Annotated in this window: 8 protein-coding genes; all 8 read right to left on the bottom strand. The window is 72.8% G+C overall.

What is annotated here, in order from left to right:
- Nucleotides 1–107 precede the first annotated feature (107 nt).
- The 8 genes from G6N25_RS18075 to G6N25_RS18040 are packed head-to-tail and all read right to left on the bottom strand — an operon-like array spanning nt 108 to nt 21,112.
- The gene (locus G6N25_RS18075; RefSeq protein ID WP_083072087.1) at nt 108–323 is read right to left on the bottom strand and encodes an MbtH family protein; all 216 of its coding nucleotides are present in this window, start codon (nt 321–323) and stop codon (nt 108–110) included.
- Nucleotides 304–1,584 (bottom strand): NADPH-dependent L-lysine N(6)-monooxygenase MbtG, encoded by a 1,281-nt coding sequence (gene mbtG / locus G6N25_RS18070; RefSeq protein ID WP_083072086.1) that lies wholly within the window; start codon nt 1,582–1,584, stop codon nt 304–306. The genes G6N25_RS18075 and mbtG overlap by 20 nt, the downstream gene beginning before the upstream one ends.
- Complete coding sequence (locus tag G6N25_RS18065) at nt 1,581–5,999, bottom strand: non-ribosomal peptide synthetase (protein WP_083072130.1); 4,419 nt, start codon at nt 5,997–5,999, stop codon at nt 1,581–1,583. Before G6N25_RS18065 ends, mbtG begins: the two co-directional genes overlap by 4 nt.
- Nucleotides 5,996–12,541, bottom strand: a complete 6,546-nt coding sequence (locus tag G6N25_RS18060; RefSeq protein ID WP_083072085.1) for a non-ribosomal peptide synthetase — start codon at nt 12,539–12,541, stop codon at nt 5,996–5,998. The genes G6N25_RS18065 and G6N25_RS18060 overlap by 4 nt, the downstream gene beginning before the upstream one ends.
- The gene (gene mbtD / locus G6N25_RS18055; RefSeq protein WP_083072084.1) at nt 12,534–15,497 is read right to left on the bottom strand and encodes a mycobactin polyketide synthase MbtD; all 2,964 of its coding nucleotides are present in this window, start codon (nt 15,495–15,497) and stop codon (nt 12,534–12,536) included. Before mbtD ends, G6N25_RS18060 begins: the two co-directional genes overlap by 8 nt.
- The gene (locus G6N25_RS18050; protein ID WP_083072129.1) at nt 15,497–16,837 is read right to left on the bottom strand and encodes a beta-ketoacyl [acyl carrier protein] synthase domain-containing protein; all 1,341 of its coding nucleotides are present in this window, start codon (nt 16,835–16,837) and stop codon (nt 15,497–15,499) included. Before G6N25_RS18050 ends, mbtD begins: the two co-directional genes overlap by 1 nt.
- Complete coding sequence (locus G6N25_RS18045) at nt 16,830–17,585, bottom strand: thioesterase II family protein (protein ID WP_083072083.1); 756 nt, start codon at nt 17,583–17,585, stop codon at nt 16,830–16,832. The genes G6N25_RS18050 and G6N25_RS18045 overlap by 8 nt, the downstream gene beginning before the upstream one ends.
- Nucleotides 17,582–21,112, bottom strand: coding sequence for a non-ribosomal peptide synthetase (locus G6N25_RS18040; RefSeq protein WP_083072128.1), 3,531 nt, complete (start codon nt 21,110–21,112; stop codon nt 17,582–17,584). The genes G6N25_RS18045 and G6N25_RS18040 overlap by 4 nt, the downstream gene beginning before the upstream one ends.
- Nucleotides 21,113–21,178: the final 66 nt, after the last annotated feature.

Raw genomic sequence — 21,178 nt, 5'->3', positions numbered from 1 at the left:
GCTGTTTCGTGTCTCGAGACGGTCACGTTATGGGCAAGGTATGTGGAGACGGCATGAATAACCTGTGTGCCGGCTGTAGGGCGGCCCACAGCCGTGCGGCGCGAAGGTCAGTCGCCGGCCATGGCGTCGCGCAGGCTCTTCGGCCGCATGTCGGTCCAATTCCGTTCGACGTAGTCCAGACACGCCGCGCGGCTTGCCTCGCCGTAGACCGCGCGCCAGCCGGCGGGAACGTCGGCGAATGCCGGCCACAGGCTGTGCTGCTCCTCGTCGTTGGCCAGGACGAGAAAGGAGCCGTCGTCGTCGTCAAAGGGATTGGTGCTCATCGCTTCTCCTCATCGTGGGGTGTGTGGACAACTCCGCGGCCAGCACCCGGTCGGACAGCAATCCCAGGCAGCTCAGGTTCGGAAACCCGGGCCCCTGGTTGAGGCCGGACAGGTTCGGCAGGAACAGCTTCGGGGTGACCTCGCTGACCGCCAGGTCGTAGCCGATCGCCTCCTGCAGACCGTCGGCCGTCAGCGGGCCGCCCAGCCCGAGTTCGAGCAGGTCCAGCGCGTCCTGGCTGAACAGCGAGGTGAACCAGAGCGGGTCGGCGCCGGAACCGTCGATGACCAGGTCGAAACCGTGCACCGTCTCGAGGTTCTCACTGCCCCGGTTGGTGGACAGCGTCAGCCGGATCTGCCCGTCCCGCCCCACCGCGTGGGCGACCCGGCCGCGCAGGTGGTGGATGCGGTCGTCGGCCAGCAGCCCGTCCTGCACGTTCGCCGAGAACACCCCGCGGTCGGTGCGGGCCAGCGCGTCGCGGCGTTCGTCCGGCGTCAGGGCGGTCCAGTCGGTGGGGTCGGAAAACAGCGAGTTCTCGAAGAAGCCCTCGCCGCGGGTGAACAGCGTGGCCTGCGGGGAGATGACGGTGATGCTCGAAACCCGGTGCCGGAACAGCTCGTTGAGCATGGACGCGGCCGTCTCGCCGCCGCCGATCACCGCCACCCGCTCGGCGCTGATCCGGTCGTCGCCGGCGGCGCGGTCCCAGAACTGGGCGATCGACAGCATTCGCGGGTTGCCGGGCAGCAGCGACTTTTCGGCCTGCCCGGGCCCGGTGATCATCAGGGCGTCGGCGTGCACGGTCGTCTCGTGGGTGCGCAGCGCCCAGCGGTCCCCGGTGACGGCCAGCTCCTCGACCTCGCCGTGCACCACGTTCAGGCCGACGTGGTCGGCCACCCAGCCCAGATACTGGCTCCACCGGCGGTGGGTCGGCGCCGGCCTGCCGCGGTCGATCCATTCGGCGAACGACGCGGTGGCGATCAGGTAGGACTGCCAGCTGTAGCGGGTCATCCGCTCGTCGAGCTCGGCGTTGCGGCGCGGCACCAGCGCCGACCGGTAGGGAAAGCCGACGTCCTTTTCCGGGCTGGTGCCCAGCCGGTGGGCCCCGTCGGTCCAGCCGCCGCTGGCCTGCCAGTTGGCCCCGACCCCGATGCGTTCCACCGCGACCACGTCGGGGACCTCGACACCCATGTCGCGCAACACCGACGCCTTGGCCGCGACGGCGACCGCCTTGGCTCCGGCGCCCAGGACCGCAAGCGTGCTCATATCGCCATCTCCCGCAGTGTCTCGTCCCAAAATCCTTGCAGCGCGGCGATATCCGCGTCACCGAGGATGTCGGGCAGCGTCCGCCACTGGGTGGCCAGGACTCGCCCTCCGTCGAACGGCAGCACCGTGGCCAGGATGGTCAGCTCGTGGCGCACCGCCAGGTCGGGCTCGGGCGTCGGCGACACCCCGGCCAGCAGCCCACGGTCCAGGCGCAGCGCGGTACCGCCCGCGCCGGCGTGCCCGAGGTAGTTCAGCAACAGCTGCGGGGAGGGGAACCGGGCGAGCCGGTCGGCGGTGTCGGCGCGCAGGTAGCGCAGCAGGCCGTAGTCGACCCCGTCGCCCGGGATGGCCGCGAGCCGCTCCCCGACGCTTCGCGGGTCGGCCGAGGGCGCCCGCAGCGGGTAGATGCTGCTCAGCAGTCCGACGGTGTCGCCGGTGTCGATCGGCTCCGGGCCGGCCACGACGGCGTCGGCGCGGCCGTGGGTTTCCAGCGCCAGCAGCGGCGCCGGCGTGGGCTGGCCGCGTTCCCGCCGCCAGCGCGTCACGGTGCCCGCCGCGGCGGCGACCAGCACGTCCACCATCGGCATGCCCGAATCCAGCAGCCGGCCGGTGGTTTCGGCGTCGGTCACGGCCGTCCGGACGATCAGGTCGCGGGCCCGGTCGCTGCCCTCGCGGAGTCGCCTGGCGCCCAGGGCGGGATCGTCGCCCTCGAGTTGGGCGCTCCAGAACCCGACGGTGTCCAGCCGCCGGGCGCGCGTTGCGAGTGCCGCGGCGAAGCGCCGGTAGCTGGTGTGCTCGCGAACCGGCGCCGGCGAATGGCCGGCGGCCAGGGCCCGCAGGGCGGCGTCGAGTTCGCCGAGCACCACCCGCCACGAGGCCGGATCCATCGCCAGGACGTGGGCGGCCAGCAGCAAGGCGCTCTGCCCGGTCGGCGGTCGCAGCCACACCGCGGCCAGCAGGATTCCCCGCTCGGGGTCGAGGCGGTCGACGGCCTTGGCGGCGTGCGCCGCGACCGCCGCGCGCAGGTCGTCGACCTCGACTTCGCTGAGGACGTCGGCGGCCGGACCCGGGCGCAGCGTCATGGTGGCGCGGTCCAGGCTGGTGCGAAGCACTTCGTGCCCATCGACGACGCCCGCCAACGCGGCGCGCAGCTGCTCGCGGGTGACGGTGTCGGGCAGCCGGATGACCTCGGTCTGCGCCAGCCGGCGGGGCTCGCCGTGTTCGTAGAGCCAGTGGGCGTTGGGCAGCAACGGGATTGGACCGGTATCGTCCTGCGCGCGCCGCGCGGCGGTCGCCGCTTCGGAGTCGATGGCCTCGGCGAGTTCCCGGACGTTGCCGCACTCCAGAATCAGCCTGGCGCGCAGGGCGATTCCCCGCGCCCGCGCCGCCTGCACCACCGACAGCGCCGCGATGCTGTCCAGCCCCAGCTGCAGGAAGTCCGCGGTGACGTCGACCCGCGGCATTCCCAGCAGCTCCGTAAGCACCTCGGCGACAACGGATTCCGTTGGTGTTTCGGGTTCGGACCCTACCGAGAAACCCTCCGCGGTGTCGGCGGCGGCCAGCGCGGCCTCGTCCAGCTTGCCGTTGGGCGTGAGCGGGATTTCGTCGACCATGACGATGCGCTGCGGAACCATGTAGCGCGGCAGCCGGGCGCTCAGCATGCCGCGCAGCTCGGCCGCCGACGGCCGCCCGGCCGCGCCGGTGGCGGCCACGTAGGCGGTCAGCCGCGGCACCCCCTGGCGCCGGTGCACCAGAACACCCGCGTGCCGGACGGCGGGGTGGGACTCGAGCGCGGCGGCGATCTCGCCGGGCTCGACGCGATGGCCGCGGATTTTCACCTGGGCGTCGACGCGCCCCACGTACCGCAGCGAGCCGTCGGGCCGGCGGCGCACCAGGTCGCCCGTGCGGTACATCCGCTCACCGGCCGCGAACGGGTCCGCGACGAACCGCGCGCACGTCTCCCCCGCGCGGCCCAGGTAGCCGCGCGCGAGCTGGGCGCCCCCCAGATACAGCTCGCCGGTCGCCCCGTGCGGCACGGGGCGCAGCGCGGAGTCCAGCACGTAGCCGCGGGTATGCCGGGTGGGCCGACCGATGGACGGCTCATCGTGCTCGACGATGGCGGCCACCACCGCCTCGACCGTCGCCTCGGTGGGGCCATAGCAGTTGTGGGCGGCCATGGCCGTGCGGTCGCACTCGGCGCGGATCGTCGCCCATGCGGCGCTGCCGAGGGCCTCGCCGCCGAGCGCCAGCACCGCCAGCGGCACCGTTGCCAGCAAACCGAACGCTTTCAGCTGGGCAAACATCGAGGGGGTGGTGTCGATCATGTCGATGCGGTGCTCGGCGATGGCCCGAACCAGCGCCTCGGCGTCGGCCTGGGTGTGCTCGTCGACGACGTGCACGGTGTGGCCGTCCAGGAGAGCGACCAGCGGCTGCCAGGCGGCGTCGAACGCGAACGACCACGCGTGGGCGATGCGCAGCGGGCGACCCAACCGGGCGGCCGCGGGCCGCAGCACGGCGTCCAGGTGGTCGTCGGCGTAGGCGCCCACGGCCGCGTGAGTCCCGATGACGCCCTTGGGTTCTCCGGTCGTGCCGGACGTGAAGACCACGTAGGCCGCCTGCTGGGGCGCGACGTCGACCGGGCGGAAGTCACCGCGCGCGTCGTCGTGGGCCTCGAGCAGCTCGTCGTCGATCACGATCGCCGCGCCGCTTTGGCGCAGAATAGAATTCACGCGTTCCGCGGGCATCGCCGGCTCCAGCGGCACGCACATGGCGCCGGCCTTGAGCACGGCGAGCATCGCGACGATGTAGCGCGGCCCGCGGGAAAGCCGTATGGCGACCGGGGTTTCGGCCGCCGCCCCCCCGGCGGTCAGCGTGGCGGCCAGCCGGTTGGCCGACGCGTCCAGTTCGCGGTAGCTCATGGTGCCACCCGACCAGCTCACCGCGGGCTCGTCGGGCGTCGCCTTGGCGATCTCGGCGAACCGGGCGTGCACGCCGAGCTGCGTGGGCGGTGTGGACGCGTCGGTGGCGCGCAGCGGCGCCGCCTCGTCGTCGAGCAGCACGCCGACCTCCCGCAGCGGGCGGTCCCACAGCCGCAGGAGTCGCTCGGCGGTGGCCAGCAGCCGGCGGCCCAGCGTCGCGGCGGTCGTGTCGCCCAGCGCGCCGTCGATGACCTCGACCAGCACGACCAGTTCGCGGTCGGCCATGTGGGCGGCGAGCGTGATCGGGAAATGGGACAGGCTCTCCAGGGCGGCCGGCCGGAAAGTCACCTCGCCACTGGTCAATTCGCCGCCCGCGGCCAGCCCGCCCATCGGGAAGTTCTCGTAGACCAGCAGCGTGTCGAACATCTCGCCGACGCCGCCGAGCGCCCGCAGCTGGGCGTGTCCGAGGTAGCCGTGCTCGCGCAGCATCGCGGCGTTACGCTGCACGGCGCGGCACTGGTCGCCGACCCCCGCCGCGGCGTCGAGCCGCACGCGGAGCGGCACGGTGTTGATGAACAAGCCGATCATGGTTTCGACGCCGGTCAGCTCGGCCGGCCGGCCCGACACGGTGACCCCGAAAACCACGTCGCCGCAGTCGGTCAGCCTCGACAGCAGCACCGCCCAGGCCATCTGCATCAGGGTGTTGACCGTGACGCCGCGGGATCGGGCGCCGTCGATCAGCCGCGCGGTGGCGTCGGCGTCCATTCGTAGTTCGGTGCGGCGCGGGAGGGTCGTTTCGCCCGCCTCGACCAGGTCGTGGGCGCCCAGGGCCGGTGAGAGCAGGGTCGGGCCCGGCAATCCGGCCAGGTGCTGGCGCCAAACCTCGTGGCTGGCGGCGAGGTCACGGTTGGCCAGCCAGCCGATGTAGTCCCGATACGGCCGCGGGGCGGGCGGCAGGGCACCCAGGTCTCCCCCCGCCCGGTACAGGGCGATCAGCTCGCCGGCGAACACCGGCAGCGACCAGCCGTCGATGACGATGTGATGCGCGGTGATCACGAAACGCCATTGGGCCTCCGGCAATTCGATGAGCAAAAAGCGGATCGCCGGCGTCCGCTCGAAATCGAACGGCCGTCGCCGCTCGTCGGCCTCCACCGCCGCGGCGTCCCCGGGCGCGGCGGTGACATGCCGCCACGGTAGCTCGACGCGCGACGGCACGATCTGCACCGGGCGCGCGATCCCCCGGCTGAAGAAGCTGGCGCGCAGGTTCGGGTGGCGCGCCAACATCGTTGCCGCGCAGTCACGCAAGAGCGCGACGTCCAGCGCACCGGAAACGTCGGCGGCCATCCCGATCACATACGGATCGTCGGCCGGCGCGCCGTGGCCGAATTCGGCCAGCGTGGTCAGCGAGTACAGGCCCTCCTGCAGGGGGCTCAGCGCCATCACGTCCTCGATGTCCGGGGCGATGGCAGGCCCCGAGCCGGTTTCGGTCGCGGTCATGGCGCGGCGTCCCGCGAGGTCGACCACAGCTGTGTCACCGCGGCCAGTTCGGTCGCCGAGAGCCCGGAGGCGCTCATCGGGGCGAAGCTGGCGTCGGCCCGCGCCGTTTGATCCTCCTCTTCCCCAAGCGAATCCAGGGCGGCGGCCAATTGGCACACGGTCGGGTTCTCGAACACCATGCGCGGGCTCACCGCCAGGCCGGCCGCCCGCGCCCGCGCGGCCAGTTGCACCGACAGGATGCTGTCGCCACCGAGGGCGAAAAAGTCGTCGAAGCGCCCCACCTCGGGGGTCGCCAACAGGTCGGCGAACACCGTGGCCAGCGCCCGCTCGGTGGCGGTGCGCGGCGGCTCGGTCCGGCCGCTCGTGCTGACGGCCGGGCGCGGCAGCCCGGGCCGGTTCAGCTTGCCCGACTCGGTCTTGGGAAGCGCGTCCAGGACGGTCACCGACGACGGCACCATGTAGCCGGGCAGCGTCGTGGCGACCGCGGCGCGCACCGACTGCGCGAACGCGGACCTCTCCGCCTCGTCGGCGGGCGGCCGTTGCGGCACAACATATCCGGCCAGCGTCGTGCTGCCGGCCACCTCCCAGGTCCGCGCCGCGGCCGCGGCGACACCGTCGGCCGCCGCCAGCGCGGCCTCGACCTCTCCCAGCTCGACGCGGAACCCGCGCACCTTCACCTGGTGGTCGGCGCGGCCGACGAACTCCAAACGGCCGTCCTCGGTCCATCGCGCGCGGTCGCCGCTGCGGTAGAACCGCGCCCCGGGTTCGCGGGCGTACGGGTTGGCGACGAACCGCGACGCCGTCAGGCCGGGTCGCTTCCAGTAGCCCCGGACGAGTTGACCTCCGGCGTAATACAATTCGCCGATCACACCGACGGGCACCGGCCGCAGCCCCTCGTCGAGGAGGTACACCTGCGAATCGGCCGTCGGCGTGCCCAGCAACGGGACCGGCGGCGTCAGCGGCCCGCGGACCAGCCCGCCAGCGGTCTCGGTGGCGCCGAAGTTGTTCAGCAGCTCGGGACCCTCGGGCCCGTCACAGGTGGCCGACAGCCGCTGCAGCAGCGACGCGCTCACCGGCTCACCACTGCAGACCAGCCGCGTCAGCGACCGCACCGCGGCCACCGCGGACGGCGAACCGATCATGGCCGAGACCAGGCTTGCCACCGCCGTCACCTGCGCCACCGAATGGCGTTGCGCCAGCGCGGCCAGCGCTTCGGGGTCGCGGTGCTCGGCATCGTCGGCCAGGATCATCGTGGCACCGGCGCCCAGCCCCGCCAACGTCTCCATGCTGCCCTCGAGGAACGTCATGGAGGCCTGCGCGAGCCGAACGTCGTTGCCGGGCACCGGATAACGCAGCAGCTGCCAGTCCAGTCGCGTCGCCATCGCCCGATGGGTGCCCAGCACGCCCTTGGGCGCACCGGTGGACCCGGACGTGAACACCAGGTACATCGGGTCGTCGGGGTGCGGCGCCGGTAACCGGCGCCCGACCGGATCCGTGCGGTCCATCGCGGCCCGCACCGCCGGGTCGTCCAGCGAAACCAGCGTCATGCCGGCGCGTTCCGGCATGCTGGTGGCGGCCTCCGAGGTGACGACGACCACCCGCGGCTCGACGTCGTCAAGCATGAACCGCTTGCGCGCCAAGGGGTAACCGGGATCGATCGGGAAGTAGCCGGCGCCGGCCTTCATGATGGCGACCAGGGCGACCACCAGGTCGATGCCGCGGCGGGTCGACAGCCCGACCAGCGATCCCGGCCCCACGCCGTGATCGGCGAGCAGCGCGGCCAGGTTATCCGAACGTCGGTGCAGCTCGGGGTAATTGATGCGTTCGTCGCCGCAGCGCACGGCGATGCGGTCCGGTCCCCACCGCCGGCCGGGCTCCAACAGCTCCGGGATCGTGCGCGGGCGACCGGGCCCCGGTTCGTCGCCGCGGCTCCAGTCGTCCAGGATGCGCCGCCGCTCCCGCTCGTCGATCAGCTGCACATCCCGCAAAGTCTGATCGATGTTGCTAGCAAACTGTTCGATGACCTTGGTCAGCCAGCCGGCGAGCCGTTCGATGGTGGCCGTGCGGTACAGCTCGGTGCGGAAGATGACGTTGCCGCGATAGCCGGTGTCCCGAGATGCCCCGGCGCCGTCGGTGCCGAAGAAGTTGACGCTGAGGTCGGCCTGCGCCATGTCGAAGGTGGGCTCCAGCGCGGTGCACACCGTCTCCTGCGCCCGGTCGTGCGGCGCCGAATCGACCACGCGCCCGGTCGGCAGCTGATCGCGGACGTGGACCACGACCTGGAACAGGGGGTTGCGCGCCAGCGAACGCACCGGGTTGACGCTGTCGACGACCCGGTCGAAGGGCAGATCCTGATGGGCGTACGCGGCCAGCGCCGTCTCCCGGGCCCTGCCGAGCACTTCACGCAGCGTCGGGTTGCCGCTCAGGTCGTTGCGCAGCACCACGACGTTGACGAAAAACCCGACCAACTGGTCCAATTCGGCTTCCGTGCGGCCCGCGACCGGCGTGCCCAGCGGAATGTCCACGCCACCACCGGCCTTGTGCAGCACCACCGCGACGGCGGCCTGCAGCAGCATGAACTCGGTGATGCCCAGCTCGCGGCTGAGCCCGGCGAGCTTGGCGCGAGTCGCCGAGTCGATGCGGAATTCGACCGACCCGCCGTCCCCGCTGGGCACCGGCGGGCGCGGGAAATCCGGCCGCAGCCCGGTGTCTTCCGGCAGCCCGGCCAGCTGGCGGGTCCAGTACTCGCGTTGCGCACCGGCGACGGGGGATTCGTGTCCGGAGGCGTCGCCCAAAAACGCGCCCTGCCAGGCGGCGTAGTCGGCGTACTGCACGCGCAGCGGCGCCCACGACGGGGCTTCGCCCGCGCGGCGGGCCCGGTAGGCGGCCATCACGTCGGCGAACAGCACGCCGGCCGACCAGTGGTCGGCGGCGATGTGGTGGACCACCAACGACAGCACGTGCTCGTCACCGGTGCGCAGCACGGCGACCCGAATCGGCCACTCGACGTCCAGCGCGAAGCGGTGCCGGCGCTCGACGTGGAGCTGCTCGGCGAGCCACGCCTCGTCGTCGCCGGTGGCCCGGCGCACCGGCAGTCCCGCGACGGGATTGACGACCTGGTAAGGGACGCCGTCGATCTCGACGTAGGTGGTGCGCAGGATTTCGTGCCGGGCGACCACGTCGCCGACCGCGGCGATCAGCGCCTCGACGTCCCACGGCCCGGTGAGCCTTGCCGCGAACGGAATGTTGTTGACCGGGCTGGGGCCCTCGACCCGGAAGGCGAACCAGCTCCGCAGCTGCGAGGCCGACAGCGGCAATGGCTCGTCATGGGTGGTCGCGACCAGTTTGGGTCGCGACGGCGCGAGACCGCCGGAGCGAAGCTGGTCGACCCGGTCGGCGAGCCCGCCGACCGTCGCCAGTTCGAACACGTCCCGGATGCCGAGTTCGACGCCGCAGTCCGAGCGGATGGCGGCGACCAGCTTGGTGGCCACCAGCGAGTGCCCGCCGAGGTCGAAGAACGAGTCGTCCACGCCCACCGGTTCGTGGCCGAGCAACGCGGAAAACAGGGCGGCGATTCGCCGTTCGGACGCCGTCGTCGGGTCGCGGTATTCGGCGCGGGCAGCGATCTCGGGCTGGGGCAGCGCGGCGCGGTCGATCTTGCCGTGCGCGGTGATGGGTATTTCGTCGAGGACCACGTAGGCGACCGGCGTCATGTACTCCGGCAGGGCCGCGGCCACCCGGGCCCGGATGCGCTCGACGTCGACCGCGTCCGAACCGGCCGGGGTCACGTACCCCACCAGGCTCTTGCCCAGCCGCGGCAGGTCGGTGGCCACCACGACGGCCTGCCCGACGCTGGGGTCGACCGAGATGGCGGCGGCGACCTCGCCCAGCTCGATGCGGAAACCGCGGATCTTCACCTGTTCGTCTGCGCGGCCGACGAATTCGATATCCCCGTCGGCGTTGCGGCGGGCCAGGTCGCCGGACCGGTACAGCCGTCCACCCGGGGTGAACGGGTCGGCGACGAAACGCTCGGCCGTCAGCCCGGGCCGGCGGTGGTAGCCGTGCGCGACGTGCGTTCCGCCGATGTAGATTTCGCCGATCACACCGACCGGCACCGGCTGCAGCGCGTCGTCGAGCAGATGGACTTGCGTGTTGATCTTGGGCCGGCCGATCGGCACCACCCGGGTGCCCTGGGCGCCCTCCACGGGGTAGCTGGTGGCGTTGACGACGGTCTCGGTGGGGCCGTAGAAGTTGTACAGCAACGCGTCGAAGGTGGCGTGGAACTTGTCGGCGATCTCGCCGGGTAGCGGCTCCCCGCCGATGGGCACCCGACGCAGGGTGCGCCATTGGTTGACGCCGGGCAGCGACAGGAAGAGCCCCAGCAGCGACGGCACGAAGTGCATCGAGGTGATGCCCTCGCGGCGCAGGAGGTCGGTCAGGTATCCGATGTCGCGCAGCCCGTCCGGCCGCGGAATCACCAGGCGCGCACCGCAAATCAAGGTCCCGAAGATTTCGCCGATGGACACGTCGAAGCTGGGCGACGCGACCTGCAGCAGGCGGTCGGTTTCGTCGACGCGGTATTCGTCGCCGAACCAGACGAAGTACTCGGCGATCGGCGCGTGCGGGACCGGAACGCCCTTGGGCAGACCGGTCGAACCCGAGGTGTAGATCAGGTAGGCGGTGTTGCCCGGGCGCAGCGGGCGGACCAACTCCCCCGGCGCCGGGTCGGCGGACGGATACCGGCCCAGGCCGGTAACCGGCTCGCGCAGCACCAATGTGGCGTCCGCGTCGCCCAGGATGAACGTCAACCGGTCGTCGGGATAGGTGGGGTCGATCGGCAGGTAGACGGCGCCGGCCTTGAGGATGCCCAGCGCGGTGACAACCAGTTCGGGTGACTTGTCCAGCAGCACGGCGACCCGGTCCTCGGTGCCGATGCCCCGTTCGATCAGCCAGTGCGCCAGCCGATTCGCCTCCTGGTTGATCTCGCGGTAGCTGTAGCGGCGGCCCTCGTAGACGACGGCGACGGCATCGGGGGTCAGCGCGGCGCGCTCGGCGACCAGGGCGGGGAGGGTGGCCGCCGGTGTCACGAACCTCGCGCCGGCCGAGGCCCGGCGCAGCCGGTCGGCGTCGGCGTCGCTCATCACCCTGGCCGTCGACAACGGTGTGTCGGGGCTGTCCAGCATGCCGTCCAGCAGGACGGCGTAGTGCTCGAGCAGCTGCTCCACCAGCGGCCGATCCAGGACCTCGACCAGGTACTCGGCCTCGACCAGGGCGCCGGCCGCACCGGGCATTTCGATCATGAGGCTCAGCGGCAGCTGGCTGAGGTGACCGCGCAGCTGGGCGCGTTCGCAGGCCACCCCGGGCGGGCGGAAGCCACCGCCGTCGGGCTCGCGCAGCCCGAAGCTGACCCGGGTCATGCGCTCGGCGCCGTGCCGGCGGTCCGGGTTCACCTCGCGCACCAGCCATTCCAGGTCGACGCGCGAATGGGAGAAGGCGCCCAGCGCGTTGTCGCGGGTCTCGGCGACCAGCTCGCGGAACGTCCGGCGCGGCCGCGGCCGCATCCGCATCACCACGGTGTTGCCGTAGTAGCCGATCGCGTCCTCGGTTCCGGCGCCGCGGTTCAGCACTGGAGCCGCGACCAGGAAGTCGGTGGCGTGGGTGTAGCGGTACACCAGCGCGCCGAACGCGGCCATCAGCACCATGTACGGGGTGGCGCCGGTTTCCCGCGCCAGCGCCGCCGCCCGGTCGATCGTGGCCGCCGACAGCCGCGCCGTCGCGCGCTGTGAGCGCCAGGTGCTCGGCACCACGGTGCCGTTCGGCCCCGGAAGCTCAAGCGGCTCGGGCAGATCGGTGACCAGCGACCGCCAGTAGGCCAGGTCTTCCTCGAGGTTGCCCGCGCCGTCGGGGCCCGGGGCCGCCGACATCGGCGTCCCCTCGACGGCGTCCGGGTCGGTGTAGGCGCGAGTCAGGTCGGCGAAAAACGGCGCCCACGATCCGTCGTCCCAGGCGATGTGGTGGGCGGTCAGCAACAGGATCAGCTCCCCGGCGCCCACCCGTGCCACGGTGACCCGCAGCGGCGAGTCGTTGGCCAAGTCAAACGGGCGCCCAAAGTCGCGCTGCGCCAGGACTTCCAGCCGCAGCCGCCGGGCCTGCTCGCCCAGCCCCGACAGGTCGTGTTCCGCCCATCCGGGCCGCACGTCGCCGCGAAGGACCGGCTGCGGGTCGCCGTCGCTGTCCGTCCGGTAGGTCGTGCGCAGCACCGGGTGCCGCGCGGTGACGGCCTCCACCGCGCGGCGCAACCGCGCGACGTCGACGACGCCGGTGACGCGGTAGGAGACGCAGATGTTCAGCAGCGCGCTGTCCGGGTCGACCGACTGCACGAACCACATCCGGCGCTGGCCGGCGGACATTTCCGGGAGCGTCGCCACCGCCGCGTCCGCCCGCACCGACGGCCGGGCCAAACCGCGTTCGGCGATCTTGCGGCGCAACAGCTCCAGGCGCTCGTCGTCGAGGCGAGCGCCGGCGCCCGCTGTGTCAGTCACGCGAGGATTCCAGCCTTTCCAAGGGCCTGTCCGGCCCCAATGCGTCGATCAGCTCGATGCCGGTGATTCCGCCGAGCAGCCGGCCCAGCGGAACCGAGCGGCCGACGCCGCGGCGCAGCCGCTTGCGCAGATCCAGCGCCAGCAGCGAGTCCACGCCGAGGTCGGTCAGCGTCGCGTTCAGGTCCACCGACTCGGGCCCGGCGAGCCGCAACGCGGCGGCCAGTTCGGCGCGCACCAGCCCGGCGACGGTCTTGTCGCCCGCGGTGTCCGCACCCCGATCGCGCAACCTGGTGCCGAATGGCATTGCGGCGCCCTGACTTTCGAAGAACATCCGGAGCCGTTCGAAGTCGGCGGCGAAGATCAGCGGGTCGGCGGCGTCGTGGCGCAGGCCGGCGTCGACGGCGGCGCCGGGATCCATCGCGACCATGCCGGACCGTTCGACCCGCGCGATCTCATCGGCCCCGGCGATCCCGGTGCCCGGCCACAGCCCCCAGCGCACCGACGTGCAGTCCAGCCCGTTGGCCCGTAGCTGCCCGGCCAGCACGTCGAGCAGGCGATTGGCCGCGGCGTATCCGGCATGCCCGTAGCCGCCCCATACCCCGGACACCGACGAGCACAGCAGGATCCGCGAACCCTGAAGCATCGGCCACGCCTCGACCATCCGCGCCAGGCCGATCACCTTGGCGCCGAACATGGCCGCCAGGTCGGCGCCGGCGAGCCGGCAATGCGGGGCGAATCCCGCCGCCCCGGCCGCGTGGATGAGCAATGACGCACCGTCGGCGGCGTATTCGGCCGCGACCGCCGACAGCATCTCCGGGTCGGTGATGTCGCACGCCGGGGCGTACACCTCGACGTCGCGACCGTCGATCAACCCGCCGAGGCGCTCGCGGTCGATGCCGTTGCGGCTCAGCAGGGTCAGCCTCCGGGCGCCCCGCTCGACGCAGTGCCGGGCATACCGCATGCCGATGCCGCCGCCACCGCCGGTGATCACCACGTGGTCCAGCGCGCGGGCATCCAGTCGCCGCCGCGGCGCGAGCTGAGCGCGCTCGCGCAGCACCCTGACGTGGCGGCGCAACCCGGAAGCGCCGCCGCGCAGCGCCACCTCCGTGTCGCCGTCGTCCAGCAGCGCGTCAACGCATGCCAGCGCGTCGCCGGCACCGAGATCCCGGTCGGGCAGATCGAGATGGGCGAACGTGCAGTCGGGGAATTCGAAGCCGACGCTGCGGTGCATCGCGGCCAGCGCCGCCTGTGCCGGCAGCCGCTGCTCGGGCCCGACGCACTCGGCGTTGGCGGTGATCAGCCAGGCGCGGCGGCAGCGGGGACCGAGCGACGCGGTGTAGTTCAGCCCGGCCCCGATCGCGCCCCGGATCTCCGCGGCGGCGACGGTCACGTCGCGGTCAGGCAGATCAGGCGCGATCAGCACGGCGATCTCGGCCTCCTCGGGCGCGACCAGGCGGCACCGCGGATGGCCGTCGATGGCGGCGGTCAGCCGCGCCGCCAACGGCTCGGCCCCGGGGGCCCCGGTGAGCGCGACAACCGCCATGGCGCAACCGGTCCCGGTGGACGGGTCGTGGCCCGGTTCCCATTCCTCGACCGCGACGGTCAGGGCAGGTTCATCGGGAGGGGATTCCGCCCCGGCCCACAGATGTACCGCGCGCATGGGCGCGTTGGGGAACCCCGGCAGCGTGGGCCCGCCCACCGTTCCCACCACGTCGACCCACCGGTACCCGGGGTTGGCCACCGCCGCGGCCGCGATGTTGGCCGAAAGTTGTTCCACGACGGGCTCATCGCGACGTCCGGAGCCGACGACCAGCGCCCCGTCCAGCTGGTCGGTGAGCGCGTACGCCAGCGAGGGGTGCGCCGACATCTCGACGAACGTGCCGACGCCGCGTTGCGCGGCGACCGCCGCCGCGCGGTCGAATCGCACGGTGTTGCGCAGATTGTCGTACCAGTAGCCGGTGAAATCGGTGCCGGGGAGCACGATGTCCCCGTGGGCCGATCCGATGAATTCCACCGGGCTGTCCACGAACCCCGACGCCGGCAGCAGCTCGGCCAGCTCGCCGCGCAGGGGTTCCAGCGCGCTGGTGTGCGCGGGGAACGCGACGTCGATCTCCCGGACGAACAGGCCCCGCCGTTCGGCCTGCGTCACGATGCGGGCCACGGCGTCACGGTCTCCCGACACCACGGTCGACGAGGGCGAGTTGACCACCGAAACCTCCAGCCATCCGGTGGTTTCGGTGATCAGCCGCTCGGCTTCGTCGACGCCGGCGCCCAGCACCGCCATGCCGTAGGGGCCCGCCAGCCGTTCCACGACGGCGGCCCGCGCCGCGATGACGGCGACGGCGTCGGCCGGCCCGACGCTGCCCGCCACGTAGGCCGCGGCCACCTCGCCGAGGCTGTGTCCCAGCGTGATGTCCGGGAGGACGCCGCACGATCGCCACACCTGCGCCAGGCTGACCGCGTGGGTGAACTGCGCGGCCTGGACGTCGAGCTGCGACCACGCCCGCTCCGGGCCGGTGACCAGATACACCAGGGGCGACGGCAGCCCGGCCGCCGTGAACGCCTCCGAGCAGCGGTCGGCCTCCGATCGGTACGCGGCCAGCCGGCGGTACGCGTCGGCGCCCATGGACGGCCATTGGTTGCCCTGCCCGGGAAACACGAAGGCGGTTCGCGGCGTGGCGGTTTCGGATGACCGGGCAATTAGCCGATGGTCGTCGCCGCCGGCCAGGGCGGCGAGGGCCGCCGCCAGCTCGGTGGCGTCGGCCGCGCGCGCCACCGCGCGGTGGCGGCGCACCCGCCGGGTGCGCAACAACGTCTCGGCGACCGAGGCCACCGACGCTTCCGGGGCGCGCCGCAGGTAGTCGCCGATCGCGGCGGCGTCCTGGCCGATCAGGTCTTCCTCGTGGGCGCTGAGCAGCACGGGGATGCGGCCGTCGGGCAGCGGATGAGCCGGCATCACGCGGCACCCGCCCCCGGTTGGGCGGCCGCCTCTGGAATGGCGACGACCACGTGCGCATTGGTGCCGCTCATGCCGAACGCGGAGGCCGCGCCGATCCGGCGGCCGTCGCTCGCGGGCCACGGCGTCAGCGACCGGGCCAGGCGCAACCCCTGGGCGTCCCAGTCGATTTCGCGGCTCGCCTCCTCGGCGTGCAGGGTGGGCGGGACCGCGCCGCGTTCGGCCGACACCAGGACCTTGGCCAGCCCCAGCGCCCCGGCCGCGGCCTGCGCGTGCCCGACGTTGGACTTCACCGACCCGAGCAGGGCGCCGGCGCCCGGCTCCGCGTCGCCGTATGTCTCCGCCAGCGAACGCAGTTCGGTGCCGTCGCCGAGGCGGGTCCCGGTGCCGTGGCCCTCGATCATCCCGACCTCGTCGGGCCGAACGTTCGCCTGCGCGATGGCGCGGCGGAACAGGCGGGTCTGCGCCGCGCCGCTGGGGGCCGTCAGGCCGGCGCTCCGGCCGTCCTGGTTGACGGCGCTCGCGCGGACCTCGGCGAGGACCCGGCGGCCGTCGCGCCGCGCGGCCGATTCGCGTTGCAGCACAAACATTGCCGCGCCCTCCGCCCACACCGTTCCGGTGGCGTGCGCGGTGAAGGGCCTGCAGTGGCCGTCGTCGGACAGCGCGTGCTGTTTGGAGAACTCCACGAAGAAACCCGGCGAGCCCATCACGCAGACGCCGCCGGTGAGCGCGAGGTCGCAGTCGCCGGAGCGAACCGCCTGAGCCGCCACGTGAAACGCCGCCAGCGCCGACGCGCACGAGGCGTCGATCGTCAGCGCCGGACCGGCGAGCCCCAGCGTGTAGGCGATCCGGCCGGAGATCACGCCGAGCGCCGTGCCGGTGATCAAATGGCCGCTGTGCTGGGAGAACTCGGCCATCTCGGGGCCGTAGCCGGTGGCCGAGGCGCCAACATAGCAGCCGGCGTCGTGTCCGGCGAGGTCGTCGGGGTTGATGCCGCCGTTCTCCAGCGCGCGCCACGCCACCCGCAGCGCGACCCGCTGCTGGGGATCCATCGCGATGGCCTCGCGGGGTGAAATGCCGAAGAACGCCGGATCGAATGTCGTTGCCCCGGCGAGGAATCCGCCGGAGTCATGGATCGGCTTGAAGCCGTCGCGGCGAGACCCCGCCAACAGCTCGCGGATCGGCCAGCCCCGGTCGGTGGGAAATGGGGACAGCCCCTCCCGCTGCCGGGACAACAGCTCCCAGTAACCCTCGGCGGTCTCGACACCGCCCGGCGCCTCGATCGCCATGCCGACCACGACGACGGGGTCGGTGTGGGCGTCGACGTGGTTGTCAGGCATCGGCATTCACCAGCGCGGCGACGGCGTCGATGTGGTCGTTGACGTAGAAGTGGCCGCCGTCGTAGAACGACAGCCCGAAGGCGCCCTCGGTGTGGTCGTGCCACCGACGCAGGGCGTCGGCGTCGACGCGGTGGTCGTCGCGCCCTCCCAGCACGTGTATGTCCGCGCGAATGCGGACGCCGGGGCCGGGGGCGTAGCGATTGAACGCCCGGTAGTCGGCGCGCACCGCGGTGGTCAACAGTTCGGCGAACTCGTCGTCGGCGAGCAGCTCGGGATCGGTCCCGCCCAGGTCGGCGATGTCGGCGAGCAACCCGTGGTCGGTGGTCGGCAACTCCGGCATCCCGGCGATCGCGCACGGCGCGGGACCGGCCGACACCCAGAGCTTGTGGACCCGCGCGCCGCGCGCCTCGGCGATCCGGGCGAATTCGAAGGCGACGACGGCGCCCATGCTGTGGCCGAACAGCCGCAGCGGCGCGACGCGATGCCACGGTCCGGCCCCGAACAGGCCGTCGGCCAGGTCATGCACGGTGTGGGGGGCGGGGTCGCGCAGCCGGTCGGCCCGTTGCGGATACTGCACGACGTAGGTGTCGCCCCCGCCGGCGGCCAGCGCCGTGGCCAACGTCCGGTAGCTCGCGGCGGCCGCCCCGGCGTGCGGGAACAGCACGGTCGCGCCCCTGCGTCGCGCCTCGTCGCGCCCGGGAACCAGCCTGATCCAGGGCGCAAAGGTCGTGGGCACGCTTAACGTCATTGTGCCGCTTCGCTTTTGACGGAACCTTGAGTGGCGGACAGAACCGAGTCCGCATCCATGCCGACGACTTCCAGGTACAGCTCGGCGACCTGATCGAGGCGCCCGCCGTCGCGCTCGCGGCCGGCGAGCAAGCCGGCAAGCGCCGAAACGGTTCGGGTGGCGAAGATGTCGGCGACCATGACGTCGGGGGTGTCCAGCCAGGTGCGGATGCGGGCGACCGCCCGGGTGGCCAGCACCGAATCCCCGCCGAGCGCGAAGAAGTCGTCGTCGAGGCCCACCGCCTCCAAGCCGAGCGTGTCTCCCACGAGGGCGGCGAGGGCGGCTTCCAGCGCCGTCGACGGGGCCCGGCGGCCCGGTTGATCCGAGCGGGAAACCGCGGCCCGCAGTCGGTCGGCGACCGCACGGCGGTCGATCTTGCCCGCGCCGGTGACCGGGATGCGCTCCACCAGCGATATATGGCGCGGAATCATGTGTGCGGGAACGAGATCGGCGAGGCCTTCCCGAATCCGCTGCGCGGTCAGCGCGGCATCGTCCGCACAGACCGCCGCGGCCAGCGCGTCGGACCCCGCCGGTCCCGCGACGACGGCGGCCACCGCCCCGCGCACGCCCGGCACCCGTTGCATCGCGGCCTCGACCTCGCCGAGTTCGACGCGGTACCCACGGAGCTTGACGCGGTGATCGGCGCGGCCGACGAATTCCAGGACGCCGTCCGGCCGGTAGCGCGCCAGATCGCCGGTGCGGTACCAGGTCCGCGAGTCGTGCGTGACGAAGCGCTCGGCGGTCAGGTCGGGTCGGCCGCGGTAGCCGCGGGCGATTCCGCGCCCGGACACCCACAACTCACCGGCCACCCAGTCGGGGCAGTCCTCGCCGGCCCCGTTGACGACCCGGCAGGCGATGTTCGGCAACGGCACGCCGTACGGAACCGCGGTCGCGTCCGCCGGCAGGTTGGCGAGTTCGCCGGCCTCGAAGAGCACCTCGAAAATCGTTGCGTGCACGGCGGTCTCGGTCGCGCCGCCCAGCCCCGCGAACCGCACGCCGGGCGACTCGAGCCGCAGCCGACGGGCCTGGCGGGGGCGCACCCAATCGCCGCCGACCAGCACCGCCCGCAGCGACGACAGCCCCGGCCCGGCACCGGCGTCGAGCAGCATGTCCAGGGAGCCGGGCATGACGTTGAGCATGGTCACCTGGTGGGTGTCGATGAGCCGGACCCAAACGTCGGGATCGCGCCGGTGTGCCTCGTCGACAACGACGATGGCGCCGCCGGCCCGCAGGGGCGCGAAGATCTCCAGCACCGACATGTCGGCTTCCAGGGCCGAGAGGGCCAGGAAACGATCGGCGGGCCCGATGCCGAAGCGCCGGGTGACGCACTCCACGGTGTTCATCGCGGCGTCATGCGTGACCTCGACGCCCTTGGGTTCCCCGGTCGAGCCCGACGTGAACAGCACGTACGCCAGTTGGGTGGGATCTCTTGCCGCGCGGACGAATTCGTTCGGTGTGTGGGCGAGCGCGTCCGCGACCCGCAGGGTCGGCACCGGTAGCGACATCCGCTCGTGGCCGCAGACCAGGGCCAACCGGACCGCGCCGGCGGCCACGATGCGTTCCGCGCGGTCGCGGGGCTGGTCGACGCCGATCGGCAGATAGGCGCCGCCGGCGGCCAGGATGCCCAGCACGGCCGGCACCTGTTCGGCGGTCTTGGGGCCCACGACCGCGACGGTGTCGCCGGCGCCGATGCCCGCCGCACGCAGCGCCGCCGCCACCGCGAGCGCCTGCTCACGCAGCTGCGCATAGGTCAGGCCGCCGGAACCGGCGAACACCGCGGGGGCGTCGGGCCGCCGCTCGGCCTGGCGGAAGAACCCGTCGTGCAGCGCATCGCCGCTCGGCTCGGCGGCGGGGCTGTTGACCGCGTCACGCACGGCGCGCTGCGCGGCCGGCAGCGCCGACGGCCCGGCCGCGTCCCAGGCGTCGTCGGCGGCGGCCAGCCGGAGCAGCTCGTCGACGTGGTGGGCGAACATGGCGTCGATGACGCCCGGCGCGAAGACGCCGTCGCGCACGTCCCAGTTCACCAACACCCCGCCGTCGAACTCGGTGACCTGCGCGTCGAGCAGCACCTGGGGCCCCTGGGAGATGATCCACGCGGGCGTGCCGAATTGCGTTGTGACGTCGGCATCGAACAGCTCGCCGAGGCCCAGCGCGCTGGTGAAGACGACCGGCGCCAGCACCTGGGTGCCGCGATGGCGGCCCAGGTCGCGCAGCACCGACAGCCCGGGGTAGGCGGCGTGGGCGGCGGAGGCCCGCATGGCGTCCTGCACGGCGTGTGCCCGCTCCGCCGCGGTGCTGGCGCGGGTCAGGTCGACGTCGAGCAGCAGCGAGGAGGTGAAGTCGCCGACCAACAGGTCGACGTCGGGGTGCAGCGCCTGACGCCCGAACAGCGGGACGTTCAGCAGAAACCGCGCGGTGGTCGACCACCGGGCCAGCGCGTCGGCGAACGCCGCGGCCAGCGCCATCGCGGGGGTGACGCCGCGCGCCCGGGCGCGGGCGAACAGGGCGTCGCGGGTTGCCGGGTCCAGCCAGTGCCAGCGCCGGGTGCTCGTGCGCGCGCCCCGGCCGCCCGTCGACGGCGGCGCCGGCGGGTCGGGCAGCTGCGGGATGCGCCGCGCCCACCAGTCGCGGTCGGCGTCGCGGGCCGGTTGCGGCCGCGCCTGCCGCGCCTCGACGGCCAGGCGGTATTCGCGGTAGGTGTAACCCAATTCGGGTAGGTCGCGGCCGAGGTAGAGGGCGGCCAGATCGGCCATCAGGGTGCGGTAGCTCATCGCGTCGGCGGCCTGCATGTCCAGGTCGACGTGCAGCCGGGACCGCCCGCCGGGAAGCAGCGTCAACGCGAGTTCGAACACCGCGCCGTCGAGCTGCTGGTGCGATTTGGCGTGGCGGATGGCCGCAAGGCGCCGCTCGGCGCGGCCCTCGTCGGCGCGCAGGTCCACCACGGTGACGGGGAAGTCTCCGCAGTCGGCGGCGGCGATGCGCTGCGTGCCGTCGGGCAAAAACCGCACCCGCAGCATCGGGTGGCGAAGCGCCAGCCGGGTGGCCGCGGCGCGCAGGCGGTCGGGCTCGATCGGCCCGCCGTCGAACTCGACGTAGAGGTGCCCGGCCACGCCCCCGAACCGCTGGTTGTCGTCGCGGCCGACCCACATCGCGTGCTGCATCGGGGCGAGCGGAAAGGGCTCGCCTTCCCCGGATGGCCCGGCGCCGACGGGCGGGGCGGGTTCCCCGGCGTCCTGGTCGGCGCCGGCGGCCCGGGAGCCGGCCGTCACCACCTCGGCCCAGGCCTCGATCGTCGGCGCGGCCGCCAGCGTGGCGAAATCGACGGCGATGCCCTGGCGGCGCCAGCGACCGGCCAGCGTCATCATCCGGATCGAGTCCAGGCCCTGGCCGATGAGGTTGCCGCTTGGGTGGATGGTGTCGGCGTGGACGCCGAGCAGTTCGGCCACCTCCGCACGGATATCCTCCGAGCACGCCGGGGCATGCACCACGAAATCCTCCTGAATTAGCACAGGCTGCCCTAAGTTGTTTGGTTACCCTATCCTCGATCCCCGCGT

It is taken from the genome of Mycobacterium heidelbergense (genome assembly GCF_010730745.1).
GTDB classification, from domain to species: domain Bacteria; phylum Actinomycetota; class Actinomycetes; order Mycobacteriales; family Mycobacteriaceae; genus Mycobacterium; species Mycobacterium heidelbergense.
Note: the sequence above shows the minus strand (reverse complement) of the source record. Positions and strands in the feature narration are given on the sequence as shown.